Below are 15,533 nucleotides of genomic sequence, written 5' to 3' on the forward strand. Positions count from 1 at the left end.
GCAGCCTGCGTTATCTGCCGCAGGCGGAGACTAGCACTTAGCCCTGCAATGCCGCCAAAGTCAGGTCCAGACACTTGCGCGCCTTGGTCACCAACTCGTCGATCTCGGCCTTGCTGATCACCAGCGGCGGCGAAATGATCATGGTGTCGCCCACGGCGCGCATGATCAGGCCGTTGTTGAAGCAGAAGTTGCGGCAAATCATGCCGACGCCCTTGCCTTCATAGCGCTTGCGAGTGGCCTTGTCCTGCACCAGTTCAATAGCGCCCAACAGACCCACACCGCGCACTTCGCCCACCAACGGGTGATCATTGAGCTCACGCAGACGACGCTGCAAATAGGGTGCCGTTTCGCTGTTGACCTGCTCGATGATTTTTTCATCACGCAGGATGCGGATGTTTTCCAGGGCCACTGCGGCGGCCACCGGATGACCGGAATAGGTGAAACCGTGGTTGAAATCGCCGCCTTCGTTCAGCACCTCGACCACTTCGTCACGCACGATGAGGCCGCCCATAGGGATATAGCCCGAGGTCAGGCCTTTGGCGATGGTCATCATGTCTGGCTTGAGGTCGTAGAAGTCGCTACCAAACCACTTACCGGTACGGCCAAAACCGCAGATCACTTCGTCGGCCACAAACAGGATGTCGTACTTGGCGAGGATTTCCTTGATGCGCGGCCAGTAGGTGGCGGGCGGGACGATCACACCACCGGCACCCTGGATCGGTTCGGCAATAAAGGCACCGACGGTGTCCACGCCCAGTTCGAGGATCTTCTCTTCCAGCTGGTTGGCGGCCCAGATCCCGAATTCCTCAGGGCTCATGTCGCCGCCTTCGCCAAACCAGTACGGCTGGGCGATGTGGGTGATGCCCGGGATCGGCAAGTCGCCCTGTTCGTGCATATACGTCATGCCGCCAAGGCTGGCGCCAGCCACGGTTGAGCCGTGGTAGCCATTCTTGCGGCTGATGATGGTTTTCTTGTTCGGCTGGCCCTTGATCGCCCAGTAGTGGCGGACCATGCGCAACATGGTGTCGTTGCCTTCGGAGCCGGAGCCGGTGAAGAACACGTGGTTCATGCCGGCAGGCGCGATGTCGGAAATGGCCTTGGCCAGCTCCAGCACCGGCGGGTGAGCGGTCTGGAAGAACAGGTTGTAGTACGGCAGTTCTTTCATTTGTTTGGCGGCGGCGTCGGCCAGTTCATCGCGACCGTAACCGATCGCCACGCACCACAGGCCGGCCATGCCGTCGAGGATCTTGTTGCCTTCGCTGTCCCACAAATACACGCCGTGGGCTTTGGTGATGATCCGTGGGCCTTTCTCTTTCAATTGCTTGAAGTCGCTGAACGGCGCCAGGTGGTGATCGTTGCTCAAGGCTTGCCATTCACGGGTTTGCGGGTTGTTGCTGGACATACCAATCTCCTGAAATTTCAGTGAAGGGCGCACGGAGCGAGCCGCGCGCCCGGCGCATCAGACGGCGAAGAGCAGGAATTCCCGCTCCCACGAACTGATCACGCGCTTGAAGTTTTCATGCTCGGCCCGCTTGACCGCGACGTAGCCTGTGATGAATTTCTGACCCAGGTATTTCTCGATGGTCTTGCTGTTTTCCATGCGTTCCAGGGCGTCTTCAATGGTCAACGGCAAACGCAGGTTGCGCCGCTCGTAACCACGACCCACCACCGGCGCGCTCGGGTTATGGCCTTCAACCATGCCGATGTAGCCGCACAGCAGACTGGCGGCAATCGCCAGGTACGGGTTGGCGTCGGCGCCCGGCAGGCGGTTTTCCACACGACGGTTCTGCGGGCCGGCATCCGGTACGCGCAGGCCGACGGTGCGGTTTTCTTCGCCCCATTCCACGTTGACCGGCGCCGAGGTGTCGGGCAGGAAGCGGCGGAACGAGTTCACGTTAGGGGCAAACAGTGGCAGCAATTCGGGGATGAATTTCTGCAGGCCGCCAATGTGGTTGAGGAACAGCTGGCTCATGCTCCCGTCTTCATTGGAGAAGACGTTCTTGCCGGTGGCGATGTCGATGATGCTCTGGTGCAGGTGCATCGCGCTGCCGGGCTCGCCGGTCATCGGCTTGGCCATGAAGGTGGCCGCCACGTTGTGCTTGAGCGCGGCTTCGCGCATGGTGCGCTTGAACACCAGGATCTGGTCGGCCAGGGACAGCGCGTCGCCGTGACGGAAGTTGATTTCCATCTGCGCGGTGCCGTCTTCGTGGATCAGGGTGTCGAGGTCCAGCTCCTGCAGTTCGCACCAGTCGTAGACGTCTTCGAACAGTGGATCGAATTCGTTGGCCGCTTCTATAGAGAAGGATTGGCGACCGGTCTCGGGGCGCCCGGAACGACCGATCGGCGGTTGCAACGGGAAGTCCGGGTCTTCGCAGCGTTTGGTCAGGTAGAACTCCATCTCCGGCGCCACGATGGGCTGCCAGCCTTTGTCGGCGTAGAGCTGGAGGACTTTCTTGAGCACGTTGCGCGGCGACAGCTCGATCGGGTTGCCTTGCTTGTCGTAGGTGTCGTGGATCACCTGGGCGGTCGGCTCGATGGCCCACGGCACCAGGAACACCGCGTTCTGGTCGGGGCGGCAGATCATGTCGATATCGGCCGGGTCGAGCAATTCGTAATAGATGTCGTCTTCGACATAGTCGCCGGTCACGGTCTGCAACAGAACGCTCTCGGGCAGGCGCATGCCTTTTTCGGCGATGAACTTGTTGGTCGGCGAGATCTTGCCCCGGGTGATGCCGGTGAGGTCGCCAATCATGCATTCGACTTCTGTGATCTTGTGGTCTTTCAACCAATCGGTGAGCTGGTCGAGGTTGTTACTCATAAATGCCTCTGGGCTGGGTTTCCTGGCATCCATTAAAGGCCAGGCGTTGGTTGACGCAGCATCCGCGTCGTTTGTTCATTCAGGGTAGGAGCTTACCTGCCATTTGCTGCAGCGTTGCATTCCTCACGCCAAAGTCGTGCACAATCTTGATCGGTTCCTTGAAAAGGCGCCGGTCAGGGGCAGTTGAGGGGGCAAAGAAAAGGTCGGACGGGCCGTCAAGAATATTGGCCGGTGCCGGGGCATTCACGCGGGGCGAACGGACTGCGGACAACGCCTGGCAGAAGCAGGCATAGACGCCGAGTGGCGGCAGGTGAAACATGAAGCACCCCGGTATTATTGCTGTTATGGGTTTGAATCGAGCTTAGCCTTGTTCATTTTTTTACACAACACCCCCGTAAAAAATACAACACGGCCCGCTCAAGCCTGCGATTCCCAAGCCGGTCAAATGCAAAAAACCGCCCCAAAAAGCCCCAAAAAAGGCTTCGCGGCGCTTTTTTAGGGCAAAAAAGGCCTCGCTTGACTTCGGCATGCCGTTCGGGTTGACTGAAACCAGAAAAGATCAATGATTGATATTTTTAACAACAAAGGTGTTGCATCATGTCGGTACCCCCGCGTGCCGTTCAGCTTAACGAAGCGAACGCGTTCCTTAAGGATCATCCTGAGGTTCTGTACGTAGACCTTCTAATTGCGGATATGAATGGTGTGGTGCGCGGCAAGCGCATCGAACGCACCAGCCTCCACAAGGTTTACGAGAAGGGCATTAACCTGCCTGCCTCTTTATTTGCCCTGGATATCAATGGCTCGACGGTGGAAAGCACCGGCCTGGGTCTGGACATCGGTGATGCTGACCGAATCTGTTATCCAATCCCCGATACCCTGTGCAATGAGCCTTGGCAAAAGCGCCCTACCGCGCAACTGCTGATGACCATGCACGAACTTGAAGGTGAACCTTTCTTCGCCGATCCCCGCGAAGTGCTCCGCCAGGTTGTAAGCAAATTTGACGACCTCGGTCTGACCATCTGCGCTGCCTTCGAGCTTGAGTTCTACCTGATCGACCAGGAGAACGTGAACGGCCGCCCACAACCGCCCCGCTCGCCGATCTCCGGCAAACGCCCGCACTCGACACAGGTCTACCTGATCGACGACCTCGACGAATACGTCGACTGCCTCCAGGACATTCTGGAAGGTGCCAAAGAGCAAGGCATCCCGGCCGACGCCATCGTCAAGGAAAGTGCCCCGGCGCAGTTCGAAGTGAACCTGCACCATGTCGCCGACCCGATCAAAGCGTGCGATTACGCGGTACTGCTCAAGCGCCTGATCAAGAACATCGCCTACGACCATGAGATGGACACCACCTTCATGGCCAAGCCTTACCCAGGCCAGGCAGGCAACGGGCTGCACGTTCACATTTCGATCCTGGACAAAGACGGCAAGAACATCTTTGCCAGCGAGGATCCCGAGCAGAACGCCGCATTGCGTCATGCGATCGGCGGTGTGCTGGAGACCCTGCCCGCCCAAATGGCGTTCCTGTGCCCCAACGTCAACTCCTACCGTCGTTTCGGCGCACAGTTCTACGTGCCGAACTCGCCGTGCTGGGGCCTGGACAACCGCACCGTGGCGATTCGCGTACCGACCGGCTCGTCCGACGCCGTACGTATCGAACACCGTGTGGCCGGCGCCGACGCCAACCCTTACCTGCTGATGGCTTCGGTCCTGGCAGGCGTGCACCACGGTCTGACCAACAAGATCGAGCCTGGCGCACCCGTGGAAGGCAACAGCTACGAGCAGAACGAGCAAAGCCTGCCGAACAACCTGCGTGATGCCCTGCGCGAGTTGGACGACAGCGAGGTGATGGCCAAGTACATCGATCCTAAATACATCGATATCTTCGTCGCCTGTAAGGAAAGTGAGCTGGAAGAGTTTGAACACTCCATCTCCGACCTTGAGTACAACTGGTATCTGCATACCGTGTAAGCGGCGGTTGCATTGAAAAAACGCCACAGGCCTTTGGTCTGTGGCGTTTTTTTATGGGTTTGTTCCGGGGGACCGAGTCGGCCTTATCGGGGCATGGGCATCTACACAACTTCCGGAGGATGCTCAATCTATGGCAAATGGGCTTTTGTGGTGAGCGGGCTTGTCCCGCGCTGGGCTGCGCAGCAGCCCCAAAACCTTCACCTCGATTGGTTCTGGCACTCTGCGGTGACCTTATTGGGGCTGCTTCGCAGCCCAGCGCGGGACAAGCCCGCTCACCACAGGATTCTGTGTCAGCCTTTAAGAGTTGTGTAGATACTCATGCTTGCCCCCGATGGCGGTCTGGCAGACAACCCACCTCAGGGCTCATACAATGCCCGCTGCCTTGTAGGAGACTTCCATGACCACCCGCCCCGCCACCCCGCGTAAACCCCGTGCCCGCAGCCAGGCCCGGATCGACGCGATCCTCGACGCCGCCCGCACCCTGCTGGCCGCCGAAGGCGTGGCCAGTTTGTCGATCTACAGCGTGGCCGAACGCGCACAGATTCCACCGTCGTCGGTGTACCACTTTTTCGCCAGCGTACCGGCGTTGCTGCAAGCCTTGACGGCCGATGTGCACGCCGCGTTCCGGGCAGCCATTGAGGCGCCTATCGAGCATGAGCCGCTCAAGCACTGGCGCGACCTGTCCTACGTGATCGAGCAGCGCATGCTCACCATCTACAGCAACGACGCCGCCGCTCGGCAGTTGATCCTGGCCCAGCACGGATTAACCGAAGTGACCCAGGCAGATCGCCAGCACGATCTGGAGTTGGGGGATTTGATGTTGGCGGTGTTCAGCCGTCACTTCGAAGTGCCGACCCTGCCCACCGATGTGGATGTGTTCGCGCTGGCGCTGGAATTGAGTGATCGCGTGTATGCGCGCTCGGTGCATCAGCATGGGCTGATTACGCCGCGCATGGCGGAGGAAGGAATGCGTGTGTTTGATGCTTACGTGGGGCTGTATTTGCCGGCGTACCTGCCCAAGCGTTGAGTCTTGTATTGGCCGATCTGGCCTCATCGGGGGCAAGCCCCCTCCCACATTTTGAGTGTGTTCACAGTTCAACATGTGGGAGGGGGCTTGCCCCCGATGGCGGCCTCAAGACCAATCACAACTTGGCGATCGACACCTCAGTCGACTTAACAAACGCAATCACTTCACTGCCAATCACCAGCTCCAACTCTTTGACCGAGCGCGTGGTGATCACCGAAGTGACGATCCCGGAGGCGGTCTGCACGTCGATTTCCGACAGCACGTCGCCGACTACGATTTCCTTGATGGTGCCTTTGAACTGGTTACGCACGTTGATGGCTTTGATAGTCATGGTGTTTTTCCTTCGCGGGACAAGTGAGTTATTGAGCCCAACGCAATTGCGTAGGCAGCGGTGAAACAGGTTCGGGTTCCGGCGGCGTGCCGGGCAACGACAGCACACGGTTGAGCACTTCGGCTTCCAACGCGGCCAGACGGTGTGAACCACGGGCACGCGGACGTGGCAGGTCGACGATCAAATCGAGGCCGATTTCGCCGTCTTCGATCAGGATCACCCGGTCGGCAATCGCCACGGCTTCACTGACGTCATGGGTCACCAGCAACACGGTGAAACCGTGCTTCTGCCAGAGGTTTTCGATCAGTTGCTGCATCTCGATGCGGGTCAGGGCATCCAGTGCCCCCAATGGCTCATCGAGCAGCAGCAGGCGCGGTTGATGGATCAGCGCACGCGCCAGGGCAACACGTTGTTTCTGGCCCCCGGACAGCGCTGCTGGCCACTCATTGGCACGCTCGGCCAGGCCGACCGCTTCCAGTGCTTCGAGCGCTTTGGGGCGCCAATTGCCAGTGAGACCCAGGCCCACGTTGTCGATGATCTTTTTCCACGGCAGCAAACGTGCTTCCTGGAACATCAACCGCGTGTCTTCAATCGCTTCGCTCAGCGGCGCGGAGCCGGCCAGCAGCTCGCCGCCACTGGCTTTGTCCAAGCCGGCCAGCAGGCGCAGCAAGGTACTTTTGCCGCACCCGCTGCGGCCGACCACAGCCACGAACTGGCCCGCCGGAATGTGCAGGTCAATCTCTTTGAGCACTTCCCGTGCGCCGAACGATTTGCGCAATTTGCGCACCGCCAGGGGTATCCCCTTGAGCAGGCGCGGAGGTTGTTGAGCCGTCATGCCGCACCTCCTTTATTCACTTGATACGCCGGATGCCAGCGCAACCACACCCGCTCCAGACCGCGCGCCGCCAGGTCGGCCAGTTTGCCAAGGATCGCGTACATCACGATGGCCAGCACCACCACGTCGGTTTGCAGGAATTCACGAGCGTTCATTGCCAGGTAGCCGATGCCCGAGCTGGCAGAGATGGTTTCCGCCACGATCAGCGTCAACCACATAAAGCCCAGGGCAAAACGCACACCCACCAAAATCGAAGGCAGCGCGCCCGGCAGGATCACTTGCCAGAACAGGCTGAAACCGGACAAACCGTAACTGCGCGACATTTCCACCAGCGCCGGGTCGACGTTGCGGATGCCGTGATAGGTGTTCAGGTAGATCGGGAACAATGTGCCGAGGGCGACCAGGAAAATCTTCGCGGTCTCGTCAATCCCGAACCACAGGATCACCAGCGGAATCAGCGCCAGGTGCGGCACGTTGCGGATCATCTGCACCGAGCTGTCCAGCAGGCGTTCGCCCCACTTTGACAGGCCGGTGATAAACCCCAGCGCCAGGCCGATGCTGCCGCCGATCACAAAGCCCAGGCCGGCGCGCCAGCCACTGATGGCCAGGTGCGTCCAGATTTCGCCACTGGCAACCAAGTGGACACCGGCTTCAATCACCGCACTGGGCGCCGGCAGAATGCGCGTCGACAACCAACCCGCCGACACCGACAACTGCCACACCGCCAGCAATAGAATCGGCAGCACCCAGGGCGCTACGCGATGGCTCAATTTTTCAAGGTTCATAACGCCGCCTCAGCTCTGTGACGCAGCTTTGGGAAGGATGTCGTTGGCGACCATTTCGCCGAACGGGCTCACGTAACCGGCGCTTTTCGGCAGCTCGGGACGTTCGATGTCCAGGTGCGGAAACAGCAGTTCAGCCACGCGATACGACTCTTCCAGGTGTGGGTAGCCGGAGAAGATAAAGGTGTCGATGCCCAGCGCGGCGTACTCCTTGACCCGCGCCGCAACCGTTGGGCCATCGCCCACCAAAGCAGTGCCCGCACCACCGCGTACCAGGCCGACACCGGCCCACAGGTTGGGGCTGACTTCGAGGTTGTCGCGGTTGCCGCCGTGCAAGGCGGCCATGCGTTGCTGGCCGACCGAATCGAAGCGCGCCAGGGAAGCCTGGGCGCGGGCGATGGTGTCGTCATCCAGATGGGAGATCAGTTTGTCGGCGGCTTTCCAGGCTTCATCGTTGGTTTCGCGCACGATCACATGCAGGCGAATGCCGAAGCGCACGGTGCGCCCGAGTTTCGCGGCCTTGGCGCGTACCTGTTCAATCTTTTCTGCGACGGCGGCCGGGGGCTCGCCCCAGGTCAGCACCATTTCCACCTGTTCGGCGGCGAGGTCCTGGGCGGCTTCGGAAGAACCGCCGAAGTACAGCGGCGGACGCGGTTGCTGGATCGGCGGATAGAGCAATTTGGCGCCTTTGACGCTGATGTGCTCGCCGTCGTAATCCACGGTTTCGCCTTCCAGCACACGGCGCCAGATGCGGGTGAATTCCACCGACGCCTGGTAGCGTTCCTCGTGAGTGAGAAACAAGCCATCGCCGGCCAATTCTTCCGGATCACCACCGGTGACCAGGTTGAACAACGCACGGCCGCCGGACAGGCGATCCAGGGTCGCAGCCTGACGCGCCGCCACCGTCGGGGAAATGATCCCGGGGCGCAGGGCAACAAGGAATTTCAGACGCTGGGTCACCGGGATCAGCGAGGCGGCCACCAGCCATGAGTCTTCGCAGGAGCGTCCGGTAGGGATCAACACCCCGCCGAAGCCCAGGCGATCAGCGGCCTGGGCCACTTGCTGCAAATAACCGTGGTCGACGGCGCGAGCGCCTTCGGCGGTGCCAAGGTAATGGCCGTCGCCGTGGGTAGGCAGGAACCAGAAAATATTGAGGCTCATGGAGTTGTCTCCTGAAGAAGTCGAATTACGGCGCTTTGGCCACAGCGGCGGGTGGCGTCCAGATCACGTCCTTGATGCTCAAGGGCTTGGGGATCAATTTGAGTTGGTAGAAGGTATCGGCGATTTTCTGCTGGGCGGCGACCACCTCAGGGGTCAGAAACAGCGCGCCGTAGCCTTGGCGTTTCACCGAGGTCAGGGTGATGTCCGCCGGCAGGCCAAGCAGGGGCGCAACTTGTTCAGTCACTTCCTGTGGGTTGGCCTTGGACCATTCGCCCACGGCACGCACTTCTTCAATCAGCGCCTTGACCACTTCAGGGTGCTGCTCGGCGTAGGGTTTGGTCGCCAGGTAGAACTGATGGTTGTCGGCGATGCCGCTGCCGTCGCGCAGGGTGCGGGCTTGCAGTTGTTTCTCGGCGGCAGCCTGGTATGGGTCCCAGATCACCCAGGCATCTACGCTGCCACGTTCGAATGCGGCGCGGGCATCGGCGGGCGGCAGGAACACCGTCTGCACGTCGGTGTATTTGAGGCCGGCGTCTTCCAGTGCACGCACCAGCAGGTAGTGCACGTTGGAGCCTTTGTTGAGCACGATTTTCTTGCCCTTGAGCTCGGCCACCGATTTGATCGTCGAGTCTTTCGGCACCAGGATTGCTTCACTGGTCGGCGCTGGCGGCTCGTAGGCCACGTAGAGCAGATCGGCACCTGCCGCCTGGGCGAACACCGGTGGGGTTTCGCCGGTAACGCCGAAGTCGATGGAGCCGACGTTCAGGCCCTCAAGCAATTGCGGGCCGCCCGGAAACTCGGTCCATTGCACCTGCACGCCTTGGGCGGCCAGGCGTTTTTCCAGGGTGCCCTTGGCCTTGAGCAGCACCAGAGTGCCGTACTTCTGATAACCGATCCGCAGGGTCTCGGCGGCTTGAGCTTGAACAATGGCGCCGAAGGACACAGCCGCAGCAAACAGTGCGACCAGACCACGACGCAAGATGACAGTGCGCATGGCGCTCTCTCCAAATATGCGATTAGGGTTTTGGCTGCACCTGCTTGGCCGTTGGCGGCTGAGTAAGGTGAGTGTTTCTTAAAGGGGTAAGGCTCAGATGCTCCAGCGAGCAGTCAACAAACGGTCATTCAACACATGGGGGTCCAGCGGTTTCGGGCGACGGGCCATGGCGCTGTAGAGCTGCTCCAGCGACTCATGCAAACGGTGTTCGAGCACAGGCACCAGTTGCGCCTGAGCGCTGCCTTCGGCGTAGGCGATCTGGCTGTCTTCGGCAAAAATGCCGTGGAGCAATTCCTGGGCTTTCAACGCCGACAGCACCGGTTTGAGCGCGTAGTCCACGGCCAGCATATGGGCGATGCTGCCACCGGTGGCCATCGGCAACACGATCTTGTGGGCCAGGGCGCGTTCAGGCAGCAGGTCGAGCACGGTTTTCAATGCACCCGAGAACGACGCCTTGTACACCGGCGTGGCGATCACCAGGCCATCCGCATTAGCCACCTGTTGCAGCAGGTCGATGACCTTGGGGCTGTCGAAGCGCGCATGCAGCAAGTCTTCGGCCGGGAAGTCCCGTACCTGGTAACTCACCACTTCAACGCCTTTGTCTTGCAACCATTGACGGGTTTTTTCCAGCAAGACCCCGGAGCGGGAACGCTGGCTGGGACTGCCTCCAAGTGTTACGACCAACATGCAGGAATTCCTTGAGCTAGTGCCGGCGGTTCGCTGTGTGGCGATGGCGCCAATATGTGACAGACCTTATCAGCAGATTTATATATCTATAAATCTTATTTTTTCATTTGTTTATTCTTTAAATGCATATGCGATTCATAAACCGCCGGGCGAAAAAAAAGGCCGTCGAAACGGCCTGAAAACCCCTGCTTTGATTCACTTTCAAAGGTGTTGCATTGACCGACACCATCGGGGGCAAGCCCCCTCCCACAGGAGAACGCGGTCACTGTGGGAGGGGGCTTGCCCCCGATGGCTATATCCGCTTCAACGATTGGGTTGCGGGGTAAGCCGCAGGTACGGCTTCACAGCGCGATAGCCCTTGGGAAAGCGCTTCTTGATCTCTTCCTCATCCTTGAGCGACGGCACAATCACCACTTCATCACCGTCCTGCCAGTTGGCGGGGGTGGCGACCTTGTGGTTGTCGGTCAGCTGCAGCGAGTCGATGACCCGCAGGATTTCGTGGAAGTTACGCCCGGTGCTGGCCGGGTATGTGATGGTCAGGCGAATCTTTTTGTTCGGGTCGATCACGAACAAGGAGCGCACGGTGAGGGTGTCACTGGCGTTCGGGTGGATCAGGTCGTAGAGGTCCGAGACCTTGCGGTCGGCGTCGGCCAGGATCGGGAAGTTGACAATAGTGTTCTGGGTTTCGTTGATGTCTTCGATCCACTTGTGGTGCGAATCCACCGGGTCGACCGACAGGGCGATGGCCTTGACGCCGCGCTGGGCGAACTCGTCCTTGAGCTTGGCAGTAAAACCCAGCTCGGTGGTGCACACTGGGGTGAAGTCCGCCGGGTGGGAAAACAACACACCCCAGCTATCGCCCAACCATTCGTGGAAACGAATCTTGCCGGCGCTGGAATCCTGTTCGAAGTCGGGGGCGATATCGCCCAGTCTTAGGCTCATGGTGTGGCTCCTGGTGAGTGCTTATGGAGCCCACTGTGCATGGATTGTGGATGATTTAAAAAGAATAAATATCGATCTATCTAGAAGATAAAGGAATATTAAAAAAGGGTTCATTGGACGTGCGCAGGGACGAGGCGCACCATCGTTTCCAAGGTTCGAGAAGGCCTTGAGACGCTGCACAAAGAGGGGTTCAGGAAGGGCTTGCGGGGGTTTAGCCCGACTTGAAAGCAAGACACCTTGCCCGGCGTTGCGCCGGGCAAGGTTTTTACAGTCTTACAACAACTTCACGCTACTAGAACAGTGGCAGCGAGTAGCTGACGATCAGACGGTTTTCGTCCTGATTGCGCTGGCCGGCAATGTCGTTGCGCCACATGGCGTTTTTCCAGGCTACGCCAACGTTCTTCAGCGGACCTTGTGGCACGACGTAGGCAACAGTGATGTCACGTTCCCACTCGCTCGCGCCGTTGGAGTTCACAGTAGGTTGCGGCGTTGTAGAGCCGACCTTGCCGGCAGTGTCGATGTTATCGCCACGCAGGTAAACCACACCGGCGGTCAGGCCAGGCACGCCAACCTTGGCGAAGTCATAAGCGTAGCGAGCTTGCCAGGTGCGTTCGCCAGCGCGAGCGAACTTGGCGATCTGCATGTCAGTGGTCAGATAGGCCGACGCACCGTCGCCCTGGTTCAGGAACGGGAAGTCACTGTTGCCGTTGCTGGCCTGGTAACCGCCACCGAAGGTGTGACCTTCAACGGTGTACAGAAACAAGCCGCTGTACAGATTGTTGTCGACTTTACCTTTGGTGATGTTGTTACCGGCGGCGTTAGTACCGTAGTCACCGCTGGTGTAGTAGGTGGCGTCGTTGCTGTTGTTACCGTCAGAGCGGCTATTGAAGTAGCGCAAGTCGGTTTTCAACACGCCAGGACCGATGGCCCAGTTGTGCAGCAGGCCCAGGAAGTGTTGCTTGTAGAACTGATCCAGGTTGCCGTAGTAGTACTGGGCAGTCAGGTCTTTGGTGATTTTGTAGTCACCACCGGCGTAATAGAACTTGTTGCTGTCGCGGCCAGAGGCCGTACGACCGTTGGCACCTGCGATAGACAGGTTTTCAACGTTGCTGGAGTTACGACCCTTGGCCTTTTCGATCTGACCCGCTACCAGCGTGAAGTCCTTGATATCGTTGGTAGTAATCTGGCCACCCTGGAAGGTTTGCGGCAGCAGACGACCATCGTTGGTCACCAGAACCGGCAGCTTTGGCTGCAGCGTGCCCAGCTTCAATTCGGTCTGGGAGATCTTGGCTTTGGCAGTCAGGCCCAGGCTGGAGTAGTTATCAACAGCTTCGCCGTTGGACTTGCTCGGGAAAACCGTGCCGCCGTAAGAACCAGCGTTGCCGGTCGAAGGTTTAGTGGCACCGTTGGTGCCGCCGCCCGAATCCAGACGCACGCCCAGCAGGCCGATAGCGTCAAGACCAAAGCCTACGGTGCCTTGGGTGTAACCGGAGATGAAGCGCAGGTCGAAAGCTTGGCCCCACTCTTCCGACTTGTTCTGCGCGCCGGCCGCTTTGGTAGCGCCATCACGGTTATCAGTATTGATATAGAAGTTACGCAGCCCCAGTGTGGCCTTGCTGTCTTCGATAAAACCGGCAGCGCCTGCTTGCTGGGCGATCGCGCCCAAAGCTACAGCCAAAGCCAAGGTGGACTTATTCATGTACCGCTCCTCTCATTTCTAATTTTTGTATTTCTTCGGTCTCGGGTCTGACGCCCTCGATCCACAGATGCGCGATTACCACCGGATAGTGACTGACAAGTCAATCGTAACCTTGTGTGTCTACTACCTTCGTCTAATCGCAGTTGATTTGGTCCCTGCAGGGTAATGAGTTTTTCATACACCCAAAAAGAATTATTTCATTCTTTTTCATACGATCCAGGAATAAGCCTTTGCATGATTCGGACAGGTCAGGATAGACCAGCCGCTCCATAAGCTAATTCCTAAAGGGTATTTGTTAGCGCTTTTTTAGATCGATTAGTGTGATCGCCCTGTTGCATACGTCACCCACGATCAAAAAGGCGACGCCATCATGGCCAAACGCATATCCTCCCGTCAATTTGTTACAGTTTTTGTGTCACTAATAATTTCTTGTGCTGTCCAAGCCGCCGATTTGACCATCGGCAACCTCGGTTCCAGCCCGCTGGCAGCAGCTGCCTCGCGCAATCTCCCCATCGTCGCGTTCATCGTATCGGCGCAAATCAATACTTCTGAAGCCTTGGTGGTGCGCAACGGCAGCGGTATCGACAAACCCGAGGATCTGATCGGCAATGCCCAGGCGCAGCAAACCGATGCACTGCTTAAAGGCGGCACGGCAACGGCAATTGGGGAGACGGCGAAGTTTTTGAAGGAACAGGGGGAAGGTTGAGACGGTGCTGCCGGACTATTCGGCCTTCGTGACCGACAAATTCGCCAAGGAATAAATGCGATCAAAAATGTGGGAGGGGGCTTGCCCCCGATGGCGGTGTATCAGTCGCTCATTAGGTGACTGACACTCCCTCATCGGGGGCAAGCCCCCTCCCACATTTGGATTTGCATCGACCTGCAGATAGGGTTTACAGCGCCTTTTCGAAGATCTTCGAGTTACGCTGGTAGTTGTACAGCGACGCCCGCGCCGACGGCAGCCGGTCGACGGTACTCGGTACAAAACCACGCTCACGGAACCAGTGAGCGGTACGGGTGGTGAGGACGAACAAGGTTTTCAAGCCTTGGGCCCGGGCACGGTTTTCAATGCGTTCGAGCAACTCATCACCACGCCCGCCATGGCGATACTCCGGGTTCACCGCCAGGCACGCCAACTCCCCCGCATCCGAATCGGCAATCTGATACAGCGCCGCACAGGCGATGATCATGCCTTCGCGCTCGACCACGCTGAACTGCTCGATCTCACGCTCCAGCACTTCCCGCGAACGGCGTACCAGGATGCCTTGTTCTTCCAGCGGGCTGATCAGGTCGAGCAAACCACCGACGTCTTCAATCGCCGCCTCGCGCACCAGTTCGAATTGCTCTTGGGCCACCAAGGTGCCGCCGCCATCGCGGGTAAACAGCTCGGTGAGCAGCGCGCCATCTTCGGCGTAGCTGACGATATGGCTGCGCCCTACCCCGCCCCGGCAAGCCTCGGCCGCCGCGTCAAGCAGCTCGGCCTGGTAGTTGCTGCTACCCAGGCGTTGCAGGTGAGCCGGCACTTGTTGCGGACGCAGTTCGCGCACCAACCGGCCATTTTCATCGATCAGGCCCAGGTCGGCGCCGAACAGCAGCAGTTTGTCGGCACCCAGGTCGATGGCGGCGCGGGTGGCGACGTCTTCGCAGGCCAGGTTGAAGATCTCACCGGTGGGCGAGTAACCCAATGGCGATAGCAGCACGATGGATCGCTCGTCCAGCAAGCGGTTGATGCCCTTGCGGTCGACCCGACGCACTTCGCCGGTGTGGTGGTAATCCACGCCTTCGAGCACGCCGATCGGACGCGCCGTGACGAGGTTGCCGCTGGCCACCCGCAGGCGCGAACCCTGCATCGGCGATGAGGCCATGTCCATCGACAAGCGCGCTTCAATAGCGATACGCAAGTGGCCGACCGCGTCAATCACACACTCCAGCGTCGGCGCGTCGGTGATGCGCATGCCTTCGTGATAAGCCGGGACCAGGCCACGTGCTTCAAGGCGCGCTTCGATTTGTGGGCGCGAGCCATGAACCAGCACCAGCCGCACGCCCAGGCTGTGGAGCAGCACCAGGTCGTGGACGATATTGCCGAAGTTCGGATGGTCCACACCGTCGCCGGGCAGCATGACCACAAACGTGCAGTCGCGGTGGGCGTTGATGTAGGGCGAAGCGTGACGAAGCCAATTGACGTATTCGGGCATAACACCTGGGCCTGTAATAAAAAGCAGCCAAAAAGGATGAATCGTGGAAGCGCACGGCGGGCTGATGGTTATCGTCGGAACAGGCTTG

General features: G+C 59.2%; 14 protein-coding genes and 1 pseudogene. 3 read left to right on the plus strand and 12 right to left on the minus strand.

The window, feature by feature from the left end; translation table 11 throughout:
* Window positions 1-37: 37 nt before the first annotated feature.
* The 3 genes from AB3G88_RS27080 to AB3G88_RS27090 form a co-directional block, all read right to left on the minus strand.
* A complete protein-coding gene (locus AB3G88_RS27080) occupies window positions 38-1,402 on the minus strand; it encodes an aspartate aminotransferase family protein (RefSeq protein ID WP_400530773.1) in 1,365 nt (454 codons plus the stop codon).
* A gap of 57 nt (window positions 1,403-1,459) precedes the next feature.
* The gene (locus AB3G88_RS27085) at window positions 1,460-2,818 is read right to left on the minus strand and encodes a glutamine synthetase family protein (RefSeq protein WP_099585910.1); all 1,359 of its coding nucleotides are present in this window, start codon (window positions 2,816-2,818) and stop codon (window positions 1,460-1,462) included.
* A gap of 79 nt (window positions 2,819-2,897) precedes the next feature.
* Window positions 2,898-3,137, minus strand: a complete 240-nt coding sequence (locus AB3G88_RS27090) for a hypothetical protein (RefSeq protein ID WP_099585911.1) — start codon at window positions 3,135-3,137, stop codon at window positions 2,898-2,900.
* 278 nt (window positions 3,138-3,415) lie between these two features.
* Between AB3G88_RS27090 and AB3G88_RS27095 the strand changes: the two genes are divergently transcribed.
* Both AB3G88_RS27095 and AB3G88_RS27100 read left to right on the plus strand, forming a co-directional pair.
* Complete coding sequence (locus AB3G88_RS27095; RefSeq protein WP_003213894.1) at window positions 3,416-4,792, plus strand: glutamine synthetase family protein; 1,377 nt, start codon at window positions 3,416-3,418, stop codon at window positions 4,790-4,792.
* Between the two features lie 397 nt (window positions 4,793-5,189).
* Window positions 5,190-5,819 (plus strand): TetR/AcrR family transcriptional regulator, encoded by a 630-nt coding sequence (locus tag AB3G88_RS27100; protein WP_158879184.1) that lies wholly within the window; start codon window positions 5,190-5,192, stop codon window positions 5,817-5,819.
* Window positions 5,820-5,934: 115 nt separating this feature from the next.
* On the opposite strand, the gene AB3G88_RS27105 is transcribed toward AB3G88_RS27100, so the two are convergent.
* The 8 genes from AB3G88_RS27105 to AB3G88_RS27140 all read right to left on the minus strand — a co-directional run bounded on the left by AB3G88_RS27105 (window position 5,935) and on the right by AB3G88_RS27140 (window position 13,250).
* On the minus strand, window positions 5,935-6,150 hold the full coding sequence (locus AB3G88_RS27105; protein ID WP_003176783.1) for a TOBE domain-containing protein: 216 nt from the start codon (window positions 6,148-6,150) through the stop codon (window positions 5,935-5,937).
* 28 nt (window positions 6,151-6,178) lie between these two features.
* Window positions 6,179-6,985, minus strand: a complete 807-nt coding sequence (gene ssuB / locus AB3G88_RS27110; RefSeq protein WP_032884247.1) for an aliphatic sulfonates ABC transporter ATP-binding protein — start codon at window positions 6,983-6,985, stop codon at window positions 6,179-6,181.
* Window positions 6,982-7,770, minus strand: a complete 789-nt coding sequence (gene ssuC / locus AB3G88_RS27115) for an aliphatic sulfonate ABC transporter permease SsuC (RefSeq protein ID WP_112192704.1) — start codon at window positions 7,768-7,770, stop codon at window positions 6,982-6,984. Before ssuC ends, ssuB begins: the two co-directional genes overlap by 4 nt.
* Before the next feature lie 9 nt (window positions 7,771-7,779).
* The gene (gene ssuD / locus AB3G88_RS27120; RefSeq protein ID WP_099585914.1) at window positions 7,780-8,928 is read right to left on the minus strand and encodes an FMNH2-dependent alkanesulfonate monooxygenase; all 1,149 of its coding nucleotides are present in this window, start codon (window positions 8,926-8,928) and stop codon (window positions 7,780-7,782) included.
* A gap of 25 nt (window positions 8,929-8,953) precedes the next feature.
* A complete protein-coding gene (locus AB3G88_RS27125; RefSeq protein WP_099585915.1) occupies window positions 8,954-9,922 on the minus strand; it encodes a sulfonate ABC transporter substrate-binding protein in 969 nt (322 codons plus the stop codon).
* Between the two features lie 93 nt (window positions 9,923-10,015).
* Window positions 10,016-10,609: an NADPH-dependent FMN reductase gene (ssuE, locus tag AB3G88_RS27130; RefSeq protein ID WP_250924980.1), complete on the minus strand. Its 594-nt coding sequence runs from the start codon at window positions 10,607-10,609 to the stop codon at window positions 10,016-10,018.
* A 303-nt stretch (window positions 10,610-10,912) separates the two neighbouring features.
* Window positions 10,913-11,551: a peroxiredoxin gene (locus tag AB3G88_RS27135; protein ID WP_016978988.1), complete on the minus strand. Its 639-nt coding sequence runs from the start codon at window positions 11,549-11,551 to the stop codon at window positions 10,913-10,915.
* Window positions 11,552-11,843: 292 nt separating this feature from the next.
* Window positions 11,844-13,250 carry an OprD family porin gene (locus AB3G88_RS27140; RefSeq protein WP_112192706.1) on the minus strand — a complete coding sequence of 469 codons (1,407 nt, stop codon included), beginning with the start codon at window positions 13,248-13,250 and terminating at the stop codon, window positions 11,844-11,846.
* Window positions 13,251-13,620: 370 nt separating this feature from the next.
* On the opposite strand from AB3G88_RS27140, the pseudogene tauA reads away from it, so the two are divergent.
* Window positions 13,621-13,869, plus strand: a pseudogene (tauA, locus tag AB3G88_RS27145) (taurine ABC transporter substrate-binding protein); the annotation flags it as partial.
* Between the two features lie 274 nt (window positions 13,870-14,143).
* Here tauA and argA read toward each other — a convergent pair.
* A complete protein-coding gene (gene argA, locus AB3G88_RS27150; RefSeq protein WP_480452464.1) occupies window positions 14,144-15,445 on the minus strand; it encodes an amino-acid N-acetyltransferase in 1,302 nt (433 codons plus the stop codon).
* Window positions 15,446-15,533 lie beyond the last annotated feature (88 nt).

The sequence above is a fragment of the Pseudomonas arvensis genome, assembly GCF_056688935.1.